This window comes from Streptomyces sp. B15, from assembly GCF_018070605.1.
Lineage (GTDB): Bacteria > Actinomycetota > Actinomycetes > Streptomycetales > Streptomycetaceae > Streptomyces > Streptomyces smyrnaeus.
On record NZ_JAGPXJ010000063.1, the window covers coordinates 1 to 17123 of the forward strand.

A 17123-nucleotide genomic window follows, 5' to 3' on the forward strand; every position below is an offset into this window, starting at 1 on the left:
ACGGCGTCTCGGCGATGAGGAAGGTGAGCGCGTCGAAGGGCTTGTCCGTCGCCAGCCAGATGTAGCGCGAGGTGCGGGGATCGAGTTCGGTACCGAACACCTCCCGGTGCCGGGCACGGGTCTGGGAGTGCGCACCGTCGGCGCAGACCACCAGGTCGAACTCGGCCACGAGCCTGTCCAGCGGCGGGGCTTGGACCCCGAAGAGCACCGAGGCACCGGCCTTCCGGCAGCGTTCCCGCAGCAGCCTGAGCAACTCCTTGCGGCCGATGGCGGCGAACCCGTGGCCGCTGGAGATGACGATCTCGTCCCGGTAGCGCACGGCGATGTCCGGCCAGTGCACGAAGTGCGCGGCGATGTCCGCGTGCAGTTCGGGGTCCGCCTCCCGGATGCCGTTCAGGGCCGCCTGGGAGAAGACCACGCCGAACCCGAAGGTGTCCCCCGGATGGTTGCGCTCCCAGACGGTCACCTCGCTGTCCGCGATCAGATGTCTGACCCGCGCCGCGAGGTAGAGCCCCCCGGGCCCGCCCCCGGCAATCGCGATCCGCACGCTCGCCTCCTCCTTCACCTCGGGTGGCACGACCGGCCCCGTACCGGACGGCTCCGTACCGGACGGAGCGTCGGGCGGGCGCGTCCGCGTTCTCGGGCCGGAGCCCCACCCGTGGGGACATGGGCATCGACGGGGACCGATGCTAGCATCTGATTTCCATAGAGAAACTACCCAGTGCACGAAACCACCGGAAACCCCCTTCCGCTTGTTTTCGAGAGGTGCGCCATGCCCAGGCCCCACCCGCACGACGCCACCGCCTCCGCCACCACGGCCGCCGAACTCGTCGACCGGCTTCTCAACTCTCCCGAAGCGCCGCCGTTCGCACTCCTGCGGCGAACAGCACCCGACAGCCGGGAACCCGGCCCGGTGGAACTCCTTCTCGGATCGGTGCGGGAGATCGAGCAGATCTCCGACATTCCGCTCGCCGACCCTCTCCCCCGATCCGGCGGTGGCCCCCAGGCGCTGGCGCTCGTCCCCTTCCGCCAGATCCGGGAGCGCGGTTTCGCCTGTCATGACGACGGCACCCCGCTGCGGGTCCTGGTGGTCGAGGAGAGCCACGTACTGGAGACGGAGGAAGTGCTGGCCGCCCTCCCGAACGAGCCCCTCACGCTGCGGAACGCGGCGTTCGACCTGGACGACGACGCGTACGCCTCCGTCGTCGAACGCATCCTGCGCGAGGAGATCGGACCCGGCATGGGGGCCAACTTCGTCATCCGCCGCGACTTCACCGCCCGGCTGGACGGCTACGGCACCTCCACAGCGCTGGCACTGTTCCGGCGCCTGGTGTCCGCCGAGGCCGGTGCCTACTGGACGTTCTGCGTGCACACCGGGTCGGCAGCGGCCGGGGACGACGGGCGCACCCTGGTCGGCGCCAGCCCGGAGGCCCACGTCGTGGTCCGAAACGGGGACGTGGTGATGAACCCGATCAGTGGGACCTACCGGTACCCGCCCACCGGGCCGGACAGCGCCGGCCTGCTGACCTTCCTGGAGGACCGCAAGGAGATCGACGAGCTGCACATGGTGCTCGACGAGGAGTTGAAGATGCTCTCCGCGGTCGCCGACAGCGAGGTGCGGGTGCACGGCCCCTACCTGCGGGAGATGGCCCACCTGGCCCACACCGAGTTCGAGTTGCGCGGGCGCAGCGCCCTGGACGCCCGCGACGTGCTGCACCGCACCATGTTCGCCGCCACCGTGACCGGCAGTCCGCTGGAGAACGCCTGCCGCGTCATCAGGCGGTACGAGGGCAGCGGGCGGGGCTACTACGCGGGGGCACTGGCACTGTTCGGACATGACCGGCAGGGCCGCTGGATGGACTCCCCCATCCTCATCCGTACCGCCGACATCTCCCCCGACGGCACACTGCGGATACCGGTCGGCGCCACCCTGGTCCGCGATTCCGACCCGCGCTCCGAAGTGGCCGAGACACACGCGAAACTGGCCGGTGTACTCAGCGCCCTCGGACTCCGAAAAAAGCCGGGAGAGCGGCCCGGCGCCCCGGCCGGAAGGCCCCGCCACACGCCGTCGCTGCGCTCGCCCCAGGTACTGGCGTCCTTGGCCCGGCGGCGCCACAGCCTCGCCGGCCACTGGCTCGACCCCGCCCAGCTGCGGTCCTTGCGAGGCCGGGCGGATGAGGTCGGGGTGCCGGACGAGGTGCTCATCGTCGACGCCGAGGACGACTTCACCGCGATGCTGGCGGCCCTGCTCCGGTCCACGGGTGCGCGGACCCTGGTGTGCGCCTACGACGACCCCCGGATACGGTCCGCACTCGACGCACACCGAGGGCCCGTCATCCTCGGGCCCGGCCCCGGCGATCCGAACTGCGTCATGGACCCGCGGATCGTCGCTCTGCGGGAGCTGGCCGCCGGGCTGCTGGACCGCGCACGTGACGGTGGAAATCCGGTCCTCGGCATCTGCCTGGGCTTCCAGATCCTGGCGGCCACCCTGGGGCTGCCCGTGGTACGCGGGGAGCGCCCCTACCAAGGGATGCAGCAGACGGTCGAGTTGTTCGGCCGCCCGGTGACCGCCGGCTTCTACAACTCCTTCCGGGTCCGCGCCGACGGCGCACGGGCCGCGGCGCTCGCCGCGGACGGGGTGGAGCTCTCCCGCTGTCAGGAGACGGACGAGGTGGTGGCCTTGCGTGCGGCGCGGGTGGCGGGAGTGCAGTTCCACCCCGAATCCGTCCTCAGCCCGTCCGGCGCGGAGACCCTGCTCTCGCTGCTCCGGAACGCCTGCCGACCGGTGGCCGCCCCCGCACCCCACCGGATGCCATAAGAGCTTCCTGCGGTAACATATTTTCTTTAGGGAAACGAAATGGGGTGGGAGAGACCGACGGCCCGGCCTGCCGGGCCGGACCCGCTCATACCCCGAAGTGGAGTAGTGCACATGACCGACCCGCAGGTCGCCACCCCGGCCCAGCCGGTGGATCCGCCGCCCGCGCTGCAGGACGCGCTGTCGTTCCTGCAGTGCGTACTGGTCGCCCGCCGTACCCGCACCAACCCCGATGTCATCAACTGGCAGCAGTACGACGTCCTGGAAACGCTGCGCATCCGCGGGGCGATGGTCCCCTCGCTGCTGAGCGAGTCCCTGGGAATCTCCCGGCAGACCACCTCCAAGGCGCTGCGCGTCCTCAAGGATCTGGAACTTGTCGAGCAGGCCTCGCTGGGAGAGGACAAGCGGGAGCAGACGACGTCGCTGACCTCCAAGGGGCATGCTTTCCTCGCGCGCACAGCTCGTAGCCATCGAGAAAACGTCCAGGCCGCCGCCTCGGTGCTCTCCCCGGGAGAGCAGGCCCTCTTCGCCGAGATGTGCCAGAAGGTCGCCGACTCCATCAACGACCTGCTGCGCGAGCGGCCGGAGGAGCACGGTTCACGGGCCGCTCAGGACGTACAGCAACCGGTCCACCCGTCCTGACCTCACGTCACCGTGGGCTGGGCGCCGAGCCGGGTGACCGGCTGCCAGTGGGCTACGACGGCGACGGCCTGCATCAGGTTCAGCCGCGGATCGCACAGTGTCCGGTAGCGCGGTCCCCGTACGGGGGTGACACCCGCGCCCGCGCACTCGCTGATGTCCAGCGGCGAGGACTCGATGTGCAGGCCCGCGCACCTGCCCCCGGCGTCCGCCACCACGGACAGGAACCCGCGGAGCTCGTTCATGACGGCGTCCAGGTGCCGGATCTTCAGACCGGTACCGTCCGCGACGGTGTTCCCGTGCATCGGGTCGCACATCCACAGCACCGGATGTCCGGCCCCGCGCACGGCACGCACCAGCGGCGCCAGCCGGCCGATCGCCCCCGCACCGAAGCGCGCGATCAAAGTGAGCCGGCCGGGGGTGCGATGCGGGTCGAGAAGGGTGCACAGCTCCAGCACCTCCTCAGCCGTCGCTTCCGGGCCCACCTTGCACGCCACCGGGTTCCCGAGCCGCGCCAGCAGCCGTACATGCGCGTTGCCGGGCTGCCGAGTCCGCTCGCCGATCCACGGCCAGTGGGCCGACGACAGATAGTGGCCACCCTCCCCCGTCGGACGCACCAGCGGGCCCTCGTAGTCGAGGAGCAAGGCCTCATGGCTGGTCCACACCCGCTCCGGCGGGGGGCAGCCGGCACCCCTGCCGAGGGCCTCCAGCGCGCGGAGACTGCGCTCGGCGGAGGCGCGGCAGTCCAGCAGTCGCGCCGGGTTCGGGCGGCGAGCCTCCGGTGTGGGCTCCGGCCCGTTGACCATGGGGCCCCGGAAGACCGGGAGCCGGGCACCGTCGACCGTCTCGTGCGCCCGGGAACGCGGCTTGGCGAACTGCCCGGCGAGGCGTCCCACCCGCACCACGGGCCGTCCGGCTCCCACCCGCATGATGTCGCCCAGCACGTCGAGCATCTCGGTCTTGAGTGCGACGTCGGCGGCGCCGCACTCGGCGGGGTCCTCGGCGCAGTCCCCGGCCTGAAGGACACTCAACTCCCCCTCGGCGACCCGCGCGAGGAGCGTCCCGAGTTCCCGCACCTCCTCCCAGCGGACCAGGGGCGGGCTCGCCGCGAGAGCTGATCTGACCGATGCGGCCCGGTCCCCGTCCGGCCACTCGGGCTGCTGGGCCGCCGGCCGGGTGAGGGCTGTGAGGGGTTCGAGGCCGGGCTGATGGCGGACGCCGAGGGAAGCGCTGTCACTCACCGTCTGGTCCCCTCATCTTCTGTCGGTGCCGCGCGGGCCGCGGACTGTAGGGCGTACAGCGCGGACGGCTCATGGGAGCTCCCCCGCCCGTCGGAAGTAGTCGATCATCCGGGACACGGACTCGACGTCGATCGGTGGGAACGCCATTCCCAGGCGTTGGAGCGCGTGGCGCGTCGTGTCGTTGCCGTAGACGTTCTCCCCGAGTTCCAGTGCGCCTTCCTGGAAGAGGGGTACCGCAGCGGCCAGCGCGTTGTCCCCGGCACGGGCCGCCGCGGCCTCCAGGGAGGCGAACCACTGCTCGGAGGAGACCACCTCCAGCGGATATCCGGCCTCCCGGATGCCGGTGTGCACCACGTCGAAGGTGGCGGGGTTCGGGTGGAAGAGGTGGAAGGTCTCGTTGCCCTCGCTGTGCCGCGACAGCCGAACGAAGGCACGGCTGACGAAGTCGACCGGCAGCAGGTCGGTCGTCAGCTGCTCGGGCGGAGGTGCCGTACCGAGCTGGATGAAGCTCTTGATCTGCCGCCAGAGGAAGTCGTCGGCCTGACAGGCGCCGGTGGCCGCGTCCCCGGATATCCGGCCCATCCGGTAGACGCTCACCGGGAGTCCCCTCTCCCGTGCCGCCTGCGCCAGGTGTTCGGCCACCCATTTGCTCTGTGTGTACCCGATGCCCAGTTGCCGGTGGTCCTCGGGGACGCAGCTCTCGGTGATCACTTCGCGGTCCTCCGCCGGGGAGAAGACGGCGATGGTGGACGCGTAGTGCAACGGCGTGGGGTGCCCCTCGGCACAGAACTGCAGGACCGCGGTCATCCCGTCCACGTTCGTGGGCTTCACCGAGGCGTACGGAGCCACGAAGTTGATGTGCGCTGCGGCATGGTAGACCGCGTCGATGCAACGGGACAGCTCCCGGTACGTCCCGCGGTCGAGCCCCAGGCGTTCCCGGGACAGGTCGCCCAGCACCGGGACCACCCGGTCGGTGTCCAGATCGTGCCGCAGGCCGTAGCCGAGGGCGGCGTCCTTGAGCCGCTGCCGGGCCTGCGCGTGGCTCGCGGCCCGGACCAGGCAGTGGACACGCACGTCGGTGTGGGCCAGCAGATCCCGCAGCAGATAGGTGCCCAGGAAACCGGTGGCCCCGGTCAGCAGCACATCCCGCGCCTCGCGTGTTCTGCGCCCACCTTCCTCGGCGGGTCGGTACCCGGCGGGCACCCGGACGCTCTCCGGCAGCCGGATCTGTGCACGCAGGTCCTGCCGACACCGCGCGGCGGGGGCCGGGCCGGCCTGGTCCGGGGCGGCGCGGAGCGCGTCGATGCAGGCGGCCATGCCCGCCACGGTGGGACGGTCCAACAGCTCGCGCAGCGGGACGTCGACGCCGAAGTGGTCGCGCAACTGGTAGACGAGCTGGGTGGCCAGGATCGAGTGGCCTCCCCGGGCGAAGAAGTCGTCGTGCGCCCCGATGTCCTCGGTCTTCAGCAGCGCGCTCCACCGGTTCGCGATCTCCCGTTCGGTCGGTGTGGTGGGCGGCGCGGAGGCCACGGGAGAGGTCGGTTCGAACAGTTCCGGAAGCTTCTTGCGGTCGATCTTCCCGCTCGGTGTCGTCGGGATGCGGTCGAGGTGCACGAAGTGTGAGGGCATCATGTAGTCGGGCAGCAGACCGGCCAGCAGCTCTCGGAGCGTTCCGTCGTCCGTCCGCTCGCGGGCGTCCAGATAGGCCACGAGTCGGGTGTCGCCGCTGTCGAGCCGCACCGTGCCGACGGCCGAGGCGTCCACGACGGCGAGGCTGTTGAGCGCCGCCTCCACTTCCGCCGGCTCGACGCGGTAGCCGCGGATCTTGACCTGGTCGTCGACCCTGCCCAGGTACTCGAAGTTGCCCTCGGCGTCGGCCCTCACCAGGTCGCCGGTCCGGTAGGTGCGCCCCTTCGGCCGGTCGGGGGAGGCGACCAGCGGATGGACGGCGAACCGTCGGGCGGTCTCCTCCGGCAGCCGGTTGTACCCCGGGGAGATCAGCTCGCCGCCCAGATACAGCTCCCCCGGGATACCGGGCGGCACCAGGTTCCCGCCCGCGTCCAGCACGAGCATGCTGAACCCCGGCAGCGGCCGGCCGATGGAGGCGGTCTCCCCCCAGGTCGCGGGGTCGTCGGGCAGCCGGTGTGCGGAGACCACGTGCGTCTCCGACGGCCCGTACATGTTCCACAGCCGGGCGCGCGGGTGGGTGGCGAAGAACTCCCTGATCTGCGGGGAGACGACGAGCTGTTCGCCGGTGGAGACGACCTCCCGCAGCGCGTCGAGCCGCAGGCCGGCGCCGGTGGCGACCGCCGCCAGGTGCTGGAGGGCGATATAGGGGAAGTAGGCCCTGGCGATCCGCTCGCGCCGCATGAACTCCGCCAGCCGGTGCAGGTCCTTGCGCAGCTCGTCCGGGATCAGCACCAGGGTCCCGCCCCCGCACAGGGTGCCCAGGATCTCCTGGAGGGAGACGTCGAAGGACAGGCTCATGTACTGGAGGGTGCGGGCGCCCCGCTCCACCGCGGTGACGTCGAGCTGGTACTCGACGAGGTTGGCGATCGTGGCGTCGTTGAGGACGACGCCCTTGGGCAGTCCTGTGGAGCCCGAGGTGTAGATCACATAGATCTCGTCCTGCGGCCTCTTCACCGGCCCGGGGTCGGTGCTCGGGAACGCGGCGACGGCGTCCCGCGCCTCGTCCAGGTTGAGCAGATCCTGGCCGGCCGGCAGCCGGTGGGCGAGGTCCTTCCGGGTGAGGACGAGCCGGGCGTCGGAGTCCCTGAGGGCGTAGCCGATGCGGTCCTGCGGATACGAGGGGTCGATCGGCACATAGGCGGCCCCTGACTTGAGCACGCCCAGCAGGCCGACCACCAGCTCCTCGGAACGCTCCAGGAAGATCCCGACCCGGCAGCCCGCTGCGACGCCCCGGCTGCGCAGGTAGTGCGCCAGCCGGTTGGACCGCTCGTCGAGCTGCCGGTAGGTCAGCCGCCGCCCGTCGTACTCGACGGCGATGTCGTCCGGTGTCCGCAGCACCTGCTCGCGGAAGAGGTCCATGACCGGCCGGATGTCCGCCGGCCCGCGTTCCCGGCTGCAGCTGCGTACCGCTGCCGCCTCCTGCTCCTGGTCGAGCAGCCGCAGTTGATCGAGTCGGGCCTCGGAGGTGTCCGCGAACTGCTGGAGCAGATGCACGAAATGCCGTCCCATGGCCTCGACGGTGCTGCTGTGGAACAGCCCGGTGTCGTACTCGAAGATGCCGCTGAGGCCGCCGTCGCTGTCGCGGTCCTCGACGATCAGGGACAGGTCGTACTTGGCGCTGTGGCTGCCGTACAGCTCGACCTGGACGTCCACCCCGAGCCGGTCGAGGGTCGTCGCGTCGCTGTTCGGCATCACGAACATGGTCTGGAAGAGCGGGGAGTGGCCGGTGCTCCGCTCGGGCTGCACCCGCTCGATGATCTTGTCCAACGGGGCGTGCTTGTGCTGGAGCGAGCAGATGACGTCTTCCCGCACGGCCCGGTGCAGTTGGCCCAGCGTCATCTCCGCGGTCATCCGCTGGCGCAGGACGATCATGTTGACCAGATAGCCGAGCATCTCCTGCGTCTGCGGTGTGTCCCGCAGCGAGGCCGGGCTGCCGATCAGCACTTCCGACTGGCGCGTGTACTTGTGGAGGAAGACCGCGTAGGCCGACAGCAGCAGCATGTACAGGGTGACGCCCTCCTGGGCGGCCCGCTTGCGGAGCTTGTCGGCCAGTTCGGGCGGCACCTGGAAACGGCTGATGTCGCCCTCGCGTATGCGGGAAGAGGGACGCGGCTTGTCCAGCGGCAGGTCGAGCAGGGGAAGCGGCCCGGAAAGCTTGTTCTGCCAGTAGTCCAGGATGCGGTCGAGCGAGGCGGAATCCAGGCATTCGCGCTGCCAGCGCACGAAATCCCGGTACTGGGCCGCCGGTGGCTCCGCAGCGTCCGGAAGGCCGTCGCGAAGCTTCACGAATACGGAGAACCAGTCCTCGAGGAAGAGTCCGACCGAGGTGGCGTCGAAGACGATGTGGTGCACATTGCACATCACATGGATGCGCTCTTCCCGGTCGATCGCGCACACCACGCGCAGCAGCGGGCCTTTTTCCAGGTCGAACGGCGTGTCCATGACGCGTCGGAGAATCTCTTGATATTCCGCGTCGTCGGCGTACCTCGCCACCGAGAAATCGACCCGTGGTTCCGGAGAGATGCGCTGGACCACCTCACCGTCCACCATCCGGAAGGTGGTGCGGAGCGCTTCGTGCCGTGCGACCACCCGGCGCAGACTCTTCTCCAGCAAAGCTGGATCGGCCGCGAAACCCAGCTTCAGAAGGAGGGGGGCGTTGTAGATCGCGGGGTTCACGGCGGACTGGTCGATGTACCACAGTCCGGCTTGCCCGTAGGAGGCCGGCGGTGAGTCCTCGGCCGCGTCGGCGTGCGAGGCGGCGGGGGCGGGCGCCTCACCCTGTTGCTGTTGCTCACCCTCTCGAAGCCGCTCAAGGCAGCCCGCCAGCCCTGTCAGGCTGTCGTGAGCACAGATAGTTGCTGCAGAGATATCAATACCGACAACCTCTCGCAGGACCGAGCCGTACGCGGCAACCAGGTCCGACTGCCCCTCTTGCCGGTCGACGGCCACTGCGGTGGCGAAATCGACCGACCCGGCGAGGTTTCTCCATGCCTGCTCCAGCACCGATTCGAGAGGACTTCGCACGTTCAACACTCCCCCCATCAAGACACAGGTCGATCATCTGATTGCCATGCGGCAATGAGTCTGATCGCTCTCGACCGCATATGTCAAGGAAAACTCTTCTCACCGACCCGCAGCGCGACCCCGGACCACGAGGGCTGCCGCTACGGACGACCGGTACTTCGGACGACCGGCCAACAACCGACGGACCGGCGGCATACGCTCCGACCGGCGGGAGGCGGCAGGCGTCCGGACGCCCCCGGCGCAGCCATAGCCGAAGTCGCGACCGCAACCGCAACCAACCGCGTCGTACGGCAACCGGAACGAGGGAGTTCGCCCCACCGCGGCACCCTCAGGCGGCGCACCCCGGCGCCGGATCACTCATGGCGCAGCAGAAGACAGCGAGTGCGGAAATGTGGTCGCTTCATCGATTCTTCGGCTCCGCTCGGCGCCCGCTGTCCGCGCCGGGCCTCTCATCCGGGGACGACGCGGAGAATGCCTCTCGACAGACAGAAATGCGTTGCCGTTCACGTTCCCCGTCACGCCCCCTACGCGGCTCTCCCGGCAGTGCGACCGACCCGGGCGTTACCCGCGAGGCGGGTACGGAAACCCGCCCCATCTCGGCCGGCGAGTTTCCGTGCATGGTGATGTCTGGAGCAGTGTGAGTTTCGCACCGTCGCCGATGGGGGGTCAAGACACCCGCCGAACCGAACGACCCTCTGCTGCGGCTCAATTCCTCTGAAAATTCAACCACTTATACCGCCGACGCGTTCCGACCGGCGCCACTTGCGGCCTGTTCACCGTTGCGCGGAAGAGCCGGCGGCGCGCCAGCCCGTCAGGCAAAGCGGACGCCCCCGTACCGTCAGCTGGACCCGCACACCTCGGCAGGAGCCGACAGCTGCTGTGGCAGTTCGTACAGCGGATCCCCGATCTCGTCACCATCGCCTACCCGGCGAGCACAGCAGCCCGGCTGGGTACGACTCGCCATACCGATACGGGAAGCGCCAAGCCGAAGCCCCGAGGCGATCATGCGGCCGTGGCGCAAGGGGCCGGCGTCATCCACACACCCCTGGGTCACCCAGGGGACCGAGGGTGGGTGCCGAGGAGCTGAGTGCCGAGAGGTGTCAGCGAGTGGAGGACGCCGGTTCCCGCCCGGTTGGTGACGATCAGCCCGGCGGCGCGGAGCGCGGCGGTGTGATGGCTAGCGGTGGAGGGCGCGGTGGCGGTGACCCGGGCGAGCGCGGTCGTTGACATGCCAGGACCCCGGGCAAGGGCGTACAAAAGTCTGGCCCGCGTGTCACCGACCAGCGCTGCCAGGGGCTGTCGGGGACCACCGGAGCCGGGGTGCCAGGCAGGACGGTCGGGCATGGGGAAGACCAGGACATAGGTCGATACGGAGTCAACCATCACCGCATTGGAGGCGGAGAAGAAGGACGGAATCAGATGGAGCCCCCGCCCCCGGAGAAAGATGTCCTCGTCCAGCGTCTGGTGTGCCACGTCGAGTACGGGCGGGTCCCACCGGATGGAGGGGTGCAGGCCACCCAACAGGGCGTCGAGCCCCTCCTGGGCGAGAATCCGCGTCATGTGGCCCGCGGCGATGTCGAACCGCGATGCCAGATGCTGCTCCATCGGCTGAAGGAGCGCCTGATGGTAGACGCGCACTGCCCGTTCCAGGGAGCGCAGAGCCGGTACCCTCCCCCGCGCCAGCTCCATGGCCCAGCCGGGGAGCCTGCGCGTGCGGGACAACTGCTCGAGGTCCTTGTTCAGCTGCGTCGACGGGGTGCTCAGTACTGCTTCGACACCGGTGTCCAAGGCGGCATCGGCAGCCAACGGCGTCAGGAAGTCGGGGCAAGGGCCGCTGGGCGGCACCAGTGTCAGCAGTGGCTGGGCAGCTCTTGGCAGTCGTCTGCGGGCCCAGTCCCGCCATAGGGCCGTGGACGGGTCCCGGGCCGGTAACTGCAGAGCGCGCAGGCTCCTCTCCATCTCACACAGTGGCTCCGCAGAGCGCGCCACCGTCACCCGCCGCATGTCGGCGCTGCTCAAATGAATGCGTATGCCCATACCGCTCTCCCTCTTTGTCAAGGTGTGCGATCAGGTTCGAACCGCTGGCTGCTGGCGGAGTCTCGCAGGCACATTCGATCGCGTTCAACCACGCACTCGACGGTCGCGACAAGGGGAGGGGAACACATGCGCGCACGTAAACGGGCTGCCGCGATGGTAGGGCTGGCCGCCATGACCGCTTCCGCAGGATTGCTGTTCGGCGCCGGTACGGCGGCGGCAGGTGACTACTGCGCACCGGGATACCACTGTGTCTTCGAGTACGACCTCGGCAGCAGCCGGTACTCGTTCTTCAACACGGATCCGGACTTCCGCAACAACTACTTCAGCGACGGCACATCGGTCCACAACAACGTGTGGGCGGCGAGCAACTCCAGTACCGGCGGGTACGAGAGCCACTACTACACAGGGGTCGGCACGGACTGGGGCGGATTCCTGTTCTGCGTCAATCCGGGCGATGAGGTGAGCCACGCGCAGCTGAGCGCCAGGGACCTCGATGACCGGGCCAGCTCCCTGCGGTTGCGCGGCACCACCTCGGTCCGCTGCCTCTGAGCAGTCGGCTCGAGGCGCCCCGGTGGCTCCGGCCGCCGGGGCACGGACCATGAGGAGCGGCAATGTCCCCACGATCGAGAGAGCGAGGCCATCCGGTGAAGCCGATCGCCACAGCCCGTCGACATCCCTGGCTTGTCGCCCTCTCGACCGCGCTACTGTGCGGGGGCGCGGGCTGGGCGCTCGCCGGGCCCGCGGCCCCGTCCGCGCGTCCATCGGGTGCTACCGCCGAACTGGCCGAGCTGAAAGCCGACGTCCCGTTGAACCGGGTCCTCTACACAGCTACGGACGCGGACGTCCGGGTATCGGTCGCCAAGCAGAGACTCATCACCAACTGCATGGCCGACAAGGGCTTCGACTACCAGCCTCCCCCAGTGCCGAGGGCGTCCGCAGCGGACGTGGAGTATCCCAAGCCCTTCGGGCTGGAACCCACGGTGCGCGGCGGCTCACAGCAGCCGACCGAGCGGCTCCGCGAGAAGAAGAGGAGCAAGGCGTTCTCCCGAGCGCTCTTCGGGGATCCCGATCGGCGAATCTCCGTGAAGGGGAAGGAACTGAAGGTGACCCGGCCCGCCACGGGATGCCAGGCTGACGCGGAGCGGCGGCTGAGCGGCAACGCTCGCGTTCGCCTGCTGGAGCTTCGGTTGCAGCTCGGTGACGGGGAGAAGCACTCCCGCGGCGCCGTGGCGAAGGACCCGGACCTCCGCAAGGTCAACCGGGCCTGGCAGAAGTGCATGGCCCGGGCGGGGCACGACCAGAAGAATCCGATGGGGGTCATCAAGAAGCTGAAGCCAGGTGAGGACGTGCGGAAGAGCCCGCTCGCCCAGGCCGATCTGGAATGCAAAGAAACCACGGACTACCTGGCTACAGCCTATAAGGCACTCGCCTCGGCCCAGCGTCACTGGCTCGGCGAACATTCCAAGGCCTTCGCGGAGTGGAAGGCACTCAACCGACGACAGCAAGCCGCGGCCCGCGAGATCCTGGAAGTAGACGCTGGCCCCCGCTCCTGACCGCCGCTTTTGCGCGGTACCTGCACCAACTTTCAGGCACTGTACCGGCCCTGGGTTCGGAAGCCGGCTCCTTCCACATGCCGTCGAGCATCCGTCAGACCTGCCTGGGGCGCAGTGCTGGAGCAGCGACCTCGATGGGTTGGGCATCGTGGCGCCCGTCGGCACATCGCGCATTCCCTCGCTCCCTGAACTCGACGGCCTGACGGGAGAACTGTTGGGGCCGCGCCGGCTGCGCCTGTCCGAGCCGCCCCGCCTGCCCGTCCCCGCGGATATCGTGTGCCCGGATGGTGGCTGCGCAAGGTTCGACAAGGTCGACCGGTGGGTGGGGCAGACGCCCAGCACCAGGCCCACCCGGCATTCGCGCCAGATCACCTTCAGCAGGTCCGGGCCGCGCACCTCGCCGCCCGCCAGAGCGCGTACACATGCGGTGGCGGCCTGGGCGCCGGCATTGCCGCCCGCCCCGATGAGCATGGGGAACAGGGCGAGGGAGGCGACCTGCTCCGACGTGGCCTCGAACGCCCGGGTCACGCCGACCGTGAAGGTCGCCGCGACCAGCAGCAGGCTCAGCCACAGCGTCCGGTAGCGGGCGATCTGCCAGACGGAGGCGGCCATGCAGGGGGCGGCACCGGCCTGACGGGCGACGTCCTCGGTGTCCGCCGCCTCGATGACCTCCACGGCGTCGTCGATGGTGAACAGCCCGACGAGCCGGTCCTCGCTGTCGACCACCGGAAGGTTCAGGTCGTTGGTCTCCCGCATCAATCGGGCAGCGGCCTCGGCGGAGTCGGTGGCGTATCCGGAGGCCGGCTCGGTGACGACCAGCTTGGACACCAGTGACTCCGGCGGATCGAACGTCGGGCATCGAGCGGCCGCGCGCGAGCACCGATCGGCGCCGCCGCTTCTACAGCGGCGGCCGGGCGGTACTACGCCGCATACAGACCAGGAGGTTCACTGAGCATCAAAGCTCCACCTCCTGCTCTCGGATCCACTGCCGGCCGGCCACACCGGATCGACCACGCGGTCGCAGGACATCCTGCGCGGCCCGGTCGGCACGGCCCGGCCGAACGGCACCTCCGCCTTCCCGCCGCGACCGGGCCCCAGCGCTTCAGAACATCTCGTGACCCTTCCGCGCTCGTGCCGGCCCTCACCACGGCGACGGCTTCTGGCCCCGCCCCTCCCCCCGTCGGCGCAACCATCCTCCGCAGCGGGAAGAGCACATTCATCCCCCAAGCCGGGATCCCCCGCGGGTTCGACCGCGGGGGATCCCGGTCGTCGACCCCGACGACCGGGCGCCCCGACGTTCAGCACCGTCTGTGCGTCCCCGAGCGCGTCCAAGACCTGTGCGGCGATCCGGGGCTCGGTACGCCGTGTCGCGGTGTAGGCGCCGCCGATCGCGTCGTACAGCTGGGCACCGAGCATCTCCAGTTGCTCCTCCGGTGTCACCTTCAGTCCCTTCGCCCGTGCCTCGAGTTCCCTGTCGATGGCCGCCACCATGGCGTCAGCACGATCACGCCGCTCCGACAGCAGGCCGCGCAGTTGGCGCAGATGCGCGACCGCGTCGGTGGACGAGTCACCAACCAGTTCCGCGACTTCCCGCAGGCCGAAGCCCAGTCGCCGGTACGCCAGCACCTCCCTGAGCCGCTCCACGTCGCCCGCCGAGTAGGCCCGGTACCCGGCCGCGGTCCTCGCCGACGGAGGCACGAGCCCGATCTCGTCATAGTGATGCAGCGTGCGGACGCTCACACCGGCCAGTTCGGCCACACGTCCCACGGTCCAGTGATCTTCCACGGCACCGACTATGCAGCCTGACGTCACGTGAGGGTCAAGAGCCGCACTCACGGCAGCAAGAGCCGAAGCGCAGGCCCCGGCCGTACGCCGCGTCACGCCGAAAACGAACCTTCCGGGAGCGGAATCGGAAACGTTCGTACGGACGGGCCCGGGCCGTCGTTTCACGGCCGGAGAGCATCAGCATCCGGGGTCCGTCTCTGGTCGGTGAGCCGGCCGATTCCGGGGAGGAAGCGTCCGGTGCGGGCGGCGTAGACGGTGTACGCGTGGCCGTGCGCGGACACGAGGTATGGCTCTTCGATGACGCGGACTTGGAGCTGAATCGCGGTGACGAGGGCGGCCAGAGCGAGGAGGGAGACCCAGTTGGGCACCGTCAGGGCCAGGCCGGTCGCGGCGATGACCATGGCGGTGAAGACGGGATTCCGCACATGGGCGAACAGACCGTCGGTGACCAACGCGGTGCGTTCACCCGCGTCGACGCCGACGCGCCAGGAAGCCCCCATGTTCGTCTGCGCGGCCAGGGTGGCCCCCATCCCTGCGAGCGTGACGACCAGGCCGGTCCACTGCATGGCAGGGGCGACGGCGGTGGGGAGTCCGGCGAGCGTGGCCACAGGGGCCGCAGCGCCGCCGGACAAAGCAACGACGAAGAGCACACCGGCCCACCAGGAGACTTCGCCGGGACGGCCGGACATGCCACGGAAGCCCGCGTCCCCCGTGCGGCGGCGCTGCAGACCGGCCCGGACACCGAAGGCGACGACCGCCCACCCCAGGTAGAGGGCGAGGGCCGCCCAGGCCCAGCCGCTCACCGCTCCTCCACCGTGTCGGTACAGCAGGCGCAGTCCGAACGGCAGCCACGGGTGGCCGTTTCCACGGTGGTGCGCAGGTCGTCCAGAGCGTGGCCGAGGCGTTCATCGGCCAGCTCGTGGCGGATGCGGCGGCCGTCGGGCACGGCGACGGCCGAGCCGAAGTCGCGCAGGCGCGCCAGAGGGTTCGACAGCCGGGTGCGGGAGATGTCGAGCGCGTCGGCGAGGTCGGCGGGGCAGGCGGGGGCGCCGCGCGGGGCGAGCAGGGTGCGGCACCGGATCGGGTCGGCGAGGGCGCGGCCGAAACGGGCCGGCACCTCGGTGTCGGAGGCAACAGTCAGCACGCCACGACAGTACACGTGACCCTGAATTCAGGAAACCGTGGATTAGCACCTCGTTCGGCACCGACTTTCAAGGGCCCCACGCTTCCGGAACGATCGGGGGTGACGAAGCCACGCACGGCCGGTAGCGGGCAGGTCTCGTCGCCGGCAGGTGGTGTCCTCGGGGCCCGCCGAGCCCGGGGCTCGGCGGGCGACCGCGGGCCGGCGGGGCGACCGCGGGCCGGCGGACGTGTCGAGGGCAGGAGAATCAGCGGGTCAGCAGGTCACGGATCGCCGCTGCGATCTCCTCGGGGGCCTCCTCGGCCATGAAGTGCCCCGCTCGGGTCAGCCGGTGGTCCAGGTCGGGCGCCCACGCCTTCCACACCCCGGCGGCGTCGTAGCCCAGTTGCGCGCCCCAGTCCTGTTGGACGACCGTCACGGGCATGGCCAGCTGCGACCCGGCGTCCAGGTCCGCTTGGTCGTGGGTGACGTCGATGCCCGCCGAGGCGCGGTAGTCCGCGACGATCGACGTCACCGCTGCGGCGCTCGCCCGCAGATATTCGGCACGCACCTCCGGCGGCATGGTGGTCGGGTCGTCGGCCCAGGCGTCGAGGAACGAGCCGAAGAACGCGTCCGCGCTGTTGGCGATCATCAACTCCGGCAGTCCCTGCGGCTGCGCCATGAGGAAGAGGTGGTAGCCGACCGCCGCCGAGGCACCGTGCAGGACGTTCCACATGTCGAGCGTCGGCACGATGTCGAGGATGCCCAGGTGCGTGATGGTCTCAGGGTGGTCCAGCCCTGCTCGGAAGGCGACCAGGGCGCCGCGGTCGTGGCCCACGAGGGCGAAGCGCTCGTGGCCCTGCGCCGTCGCCAGGTTCACCACGTCGGCTGCCATGGTGCGCTTGGCGTACACGTCGGGGTCGGTGGCCGCCGGCTTGTCGCTGGCGCCGTACCCCCGCAGGTCAGGACAGATCACCGTGTGCTCGTCGGCGAGCCGCTCGGCGACGTGGCGCCACATCAGATGGGTCTGGGGAAATCCGTGCAACAGTACGACCGGGCTGCCGCTGCCGCCGACAGCGGCAGCCAGCTCCACACCGTTCGCGCCGGGCAGGCGGACATGTTCGAAGCCGGGAATGGTGAGCGTCATGAAGGGCCATCTCTTCTGGTGGGGACTGACCGGATCAGCCTGGGCGACGGCGATCAGCAGCCGATCAGTACGG

General features: G+C 69.8%; 10 protein-coding genes and 2 pseudogenes. 3 read left to right on the forward strand and 9 right to left on the reverse strand.

Going from position 1 to position 17123, the window contains the following annotated elements; translation table 11 throughout:
• Positions 1-547 (reverse strand): annotated as a pseudogene (locus tag KBY19_RS24805) (bifunctional salicylyl-CoA 5-hydroxylase/oxidoreductase); the annotation flags it as partial.
• 225 nt (positions 548-772) lie between these two features.
• Between KBY19_RS24805 and KBY19_RS24810 the strand changes: the two are divergent.
• Entirely contained in the window at positions 773-2818 is a 2046-nt protein-coding gene (locus tag KBY19_RS24810; protein ID WP_210966749.1) for an anthranilate synthase family protein, read from the forward strand.
• A gap of 111 nt (positions 2819-2929) precedes the next feature.
• Complete coding sequence (locus tag KBY19_RS24815) at positions 2930-3457, forward strand: MarR family winged helix-turn-helix transcriptional regulator (RefSeq protein ID WP_210956459.1); 528 nt, start codon at positions 2930-2932, stop codon at positions 3455-3457.
• A 2-nt stretch (positions 3458-3459) separates the two neighbouring features.
• Here KBY19_RS24815 and KBY19_RS37605 read toward each other — a convergent pair whose 3' ends face one another.
• The 3 genes from KBY19_RS37605 to KBY19_RS24830 all read right to left on the reverse strand — a co-directional run bounded on the left by KBY19_RS37605 (position 3460) and on the right by KBY19_RS24830 (position 11445).
• Positions 3460-4695 carry a 3-deoxy-7-phosphoheptulonate synthase gene (locus tag KBY19_RS37605; protein WP_210956460.1) on the reverse strand — a complete coding sequence of 412 codons (1236 nt, stop codon included), beginning with the start codon at positions 4693-4695 and terminating at the stop codon, positions 3460-3462.
• A 69-nt stretch (positions 4696-4764) separates the two neighbouring features.
• A complete protein-coding gene (locus KBY19_RS24825) occupies positions 4765-9408 on the reverse strand; it encodes a non-ribosomal peptide synthetase (protein WP_210966750.1) in 4644 nt (1547 codons plus the stop codon).
• Between the two features lie 1050 nt (positions 9409-10458).
• Positions 10459-11445, reverse strand: a complete 987-nt coding sequence (locus KBY19_RS24830) for a helix-turn-helix transcriptional regulator (protein WP_210956462.1) — start codon at positions 11443-11445, stop codon at positions 10459-10461.
• 171 nt (positions 11446-11616) lie between these two features.
• Here KBY19_RS24830 and KBY19_RS24835 point away from each other — a divergent pair, with 171 nt between their 5' ends.
• Positions 11617-11994, forward strand: a complete 378-nt coding sequence (locus KBY19_RS24835; RefSeq protein ID WP_210956463.1) for a hypothetical protein — start codon at positions 11617-11619, stop codon at positions 11992-11994.
• 443 nt (positions 11995-12437) lie between these two features.
• Here the strand turns inward: KBY19_RS24835 and KBY19_RS36835 are convergent, their stop codons facing one another.
• The 5 genes and pseudogenes from KBY19_RS36835 to KBY19_RS24860 form a co-directional block, all read right to left on the reverse strand.
• Entirely contained in the window at positions 12438-13826 is a 1389-nt protein-coding gene (locus tag KBY19_RS36835) for a magnesium transporter (RefSeq protein ID WP_307843613.1), read from the reverse strand.
• Positions 13827-14285: 459 nt separating this feature from the next.
• A pseudogene (locus KBY19_RS24845) lies at positions 14286-14765 on the reverse strand (MerR family transcriptional regulator); the annotation flags it as partial.
• 179 nt (positions 14766-14944) lie between these two features.
• Positions 14945-15586, reverse strand: a complete 642-nt coding sequence (locus KBY19_RS24850) for an isoprenylcysteine carboxylmethyltransferase family protein (protein WP_210966751.1) — start codon at positions 15584-15586, stop codon at positions 14945-14947.
• On the reverse strand, positions 15583-15927 hold the full coding sequence (locus tag KBY19_RS24855; protein ID WP_307842566.1) for a transcriptional regulator: 345 nt from the start codon (positions 15925-15927) through the stop codon (positions 15583-15585). The genes KBY19_RS24850 and KBY19_RS24855 overlap by 4 nt, the downstream gene beginning before the upstream one ends.
• 244 nt (positions 15928-16171) lie before the next feature.
• Positions 16172-17050 carry an alpha/beta fold hydrolase gene (locus tag KBY19_RS24860; RefSeq protein WP_185015980.1) on the reverse strand — a complete coding sequence of 293 codons (879 nt, stop codon included), beginning with the start codon at positions 17048-17050 and terminating at the stop codon, positions 16172-16174.
• Between the last annotated feature and the right edge of the window lie 73 nt (positions 17051-17123).

What these genes read in the sequence shown, in the direction of transcription:
- KBY19_RS24810 (WP_210966749.1), top strand. Translation starts at nt 773, where the DNA reads ATGCCCAGGCCCCACCCGCACGACGCCACCGCCTCCGCCACCACGGCC.
- KBY19_RS24815 (WP_210956459.1), top strand. Translation starts at nt 2,930, where the DNA reads ATGACCGACCCGCAGGTCGCCACCCCGGCCCAGCCGGTGGATCCGCCG.
- KBY19_RS24830 (WP_210956462.1), bottom strand. Translation starts at nt 11,445, where the DNA reads ATGGGCATACGCATTCATTTGAGCAGCGCCGACATGCGGCGGGTGACG.
- KBY19_RS24835 (WP_210956463.1), top strand. Translation starts at nt 11,617, where the DNA reads ATGACCGCTTCCGCAGGATTGCTGTTCGGCGCCGGTACGGCGGCGGCA.
- KBY19_RS24860 (WP_185015980.1), bottom strand. Translation starts at nt 17,050, where the DNA reads ATGACGCTCACCATTCCCGGCTTCGAACATGTCCGCCTGCCCGGCGCG.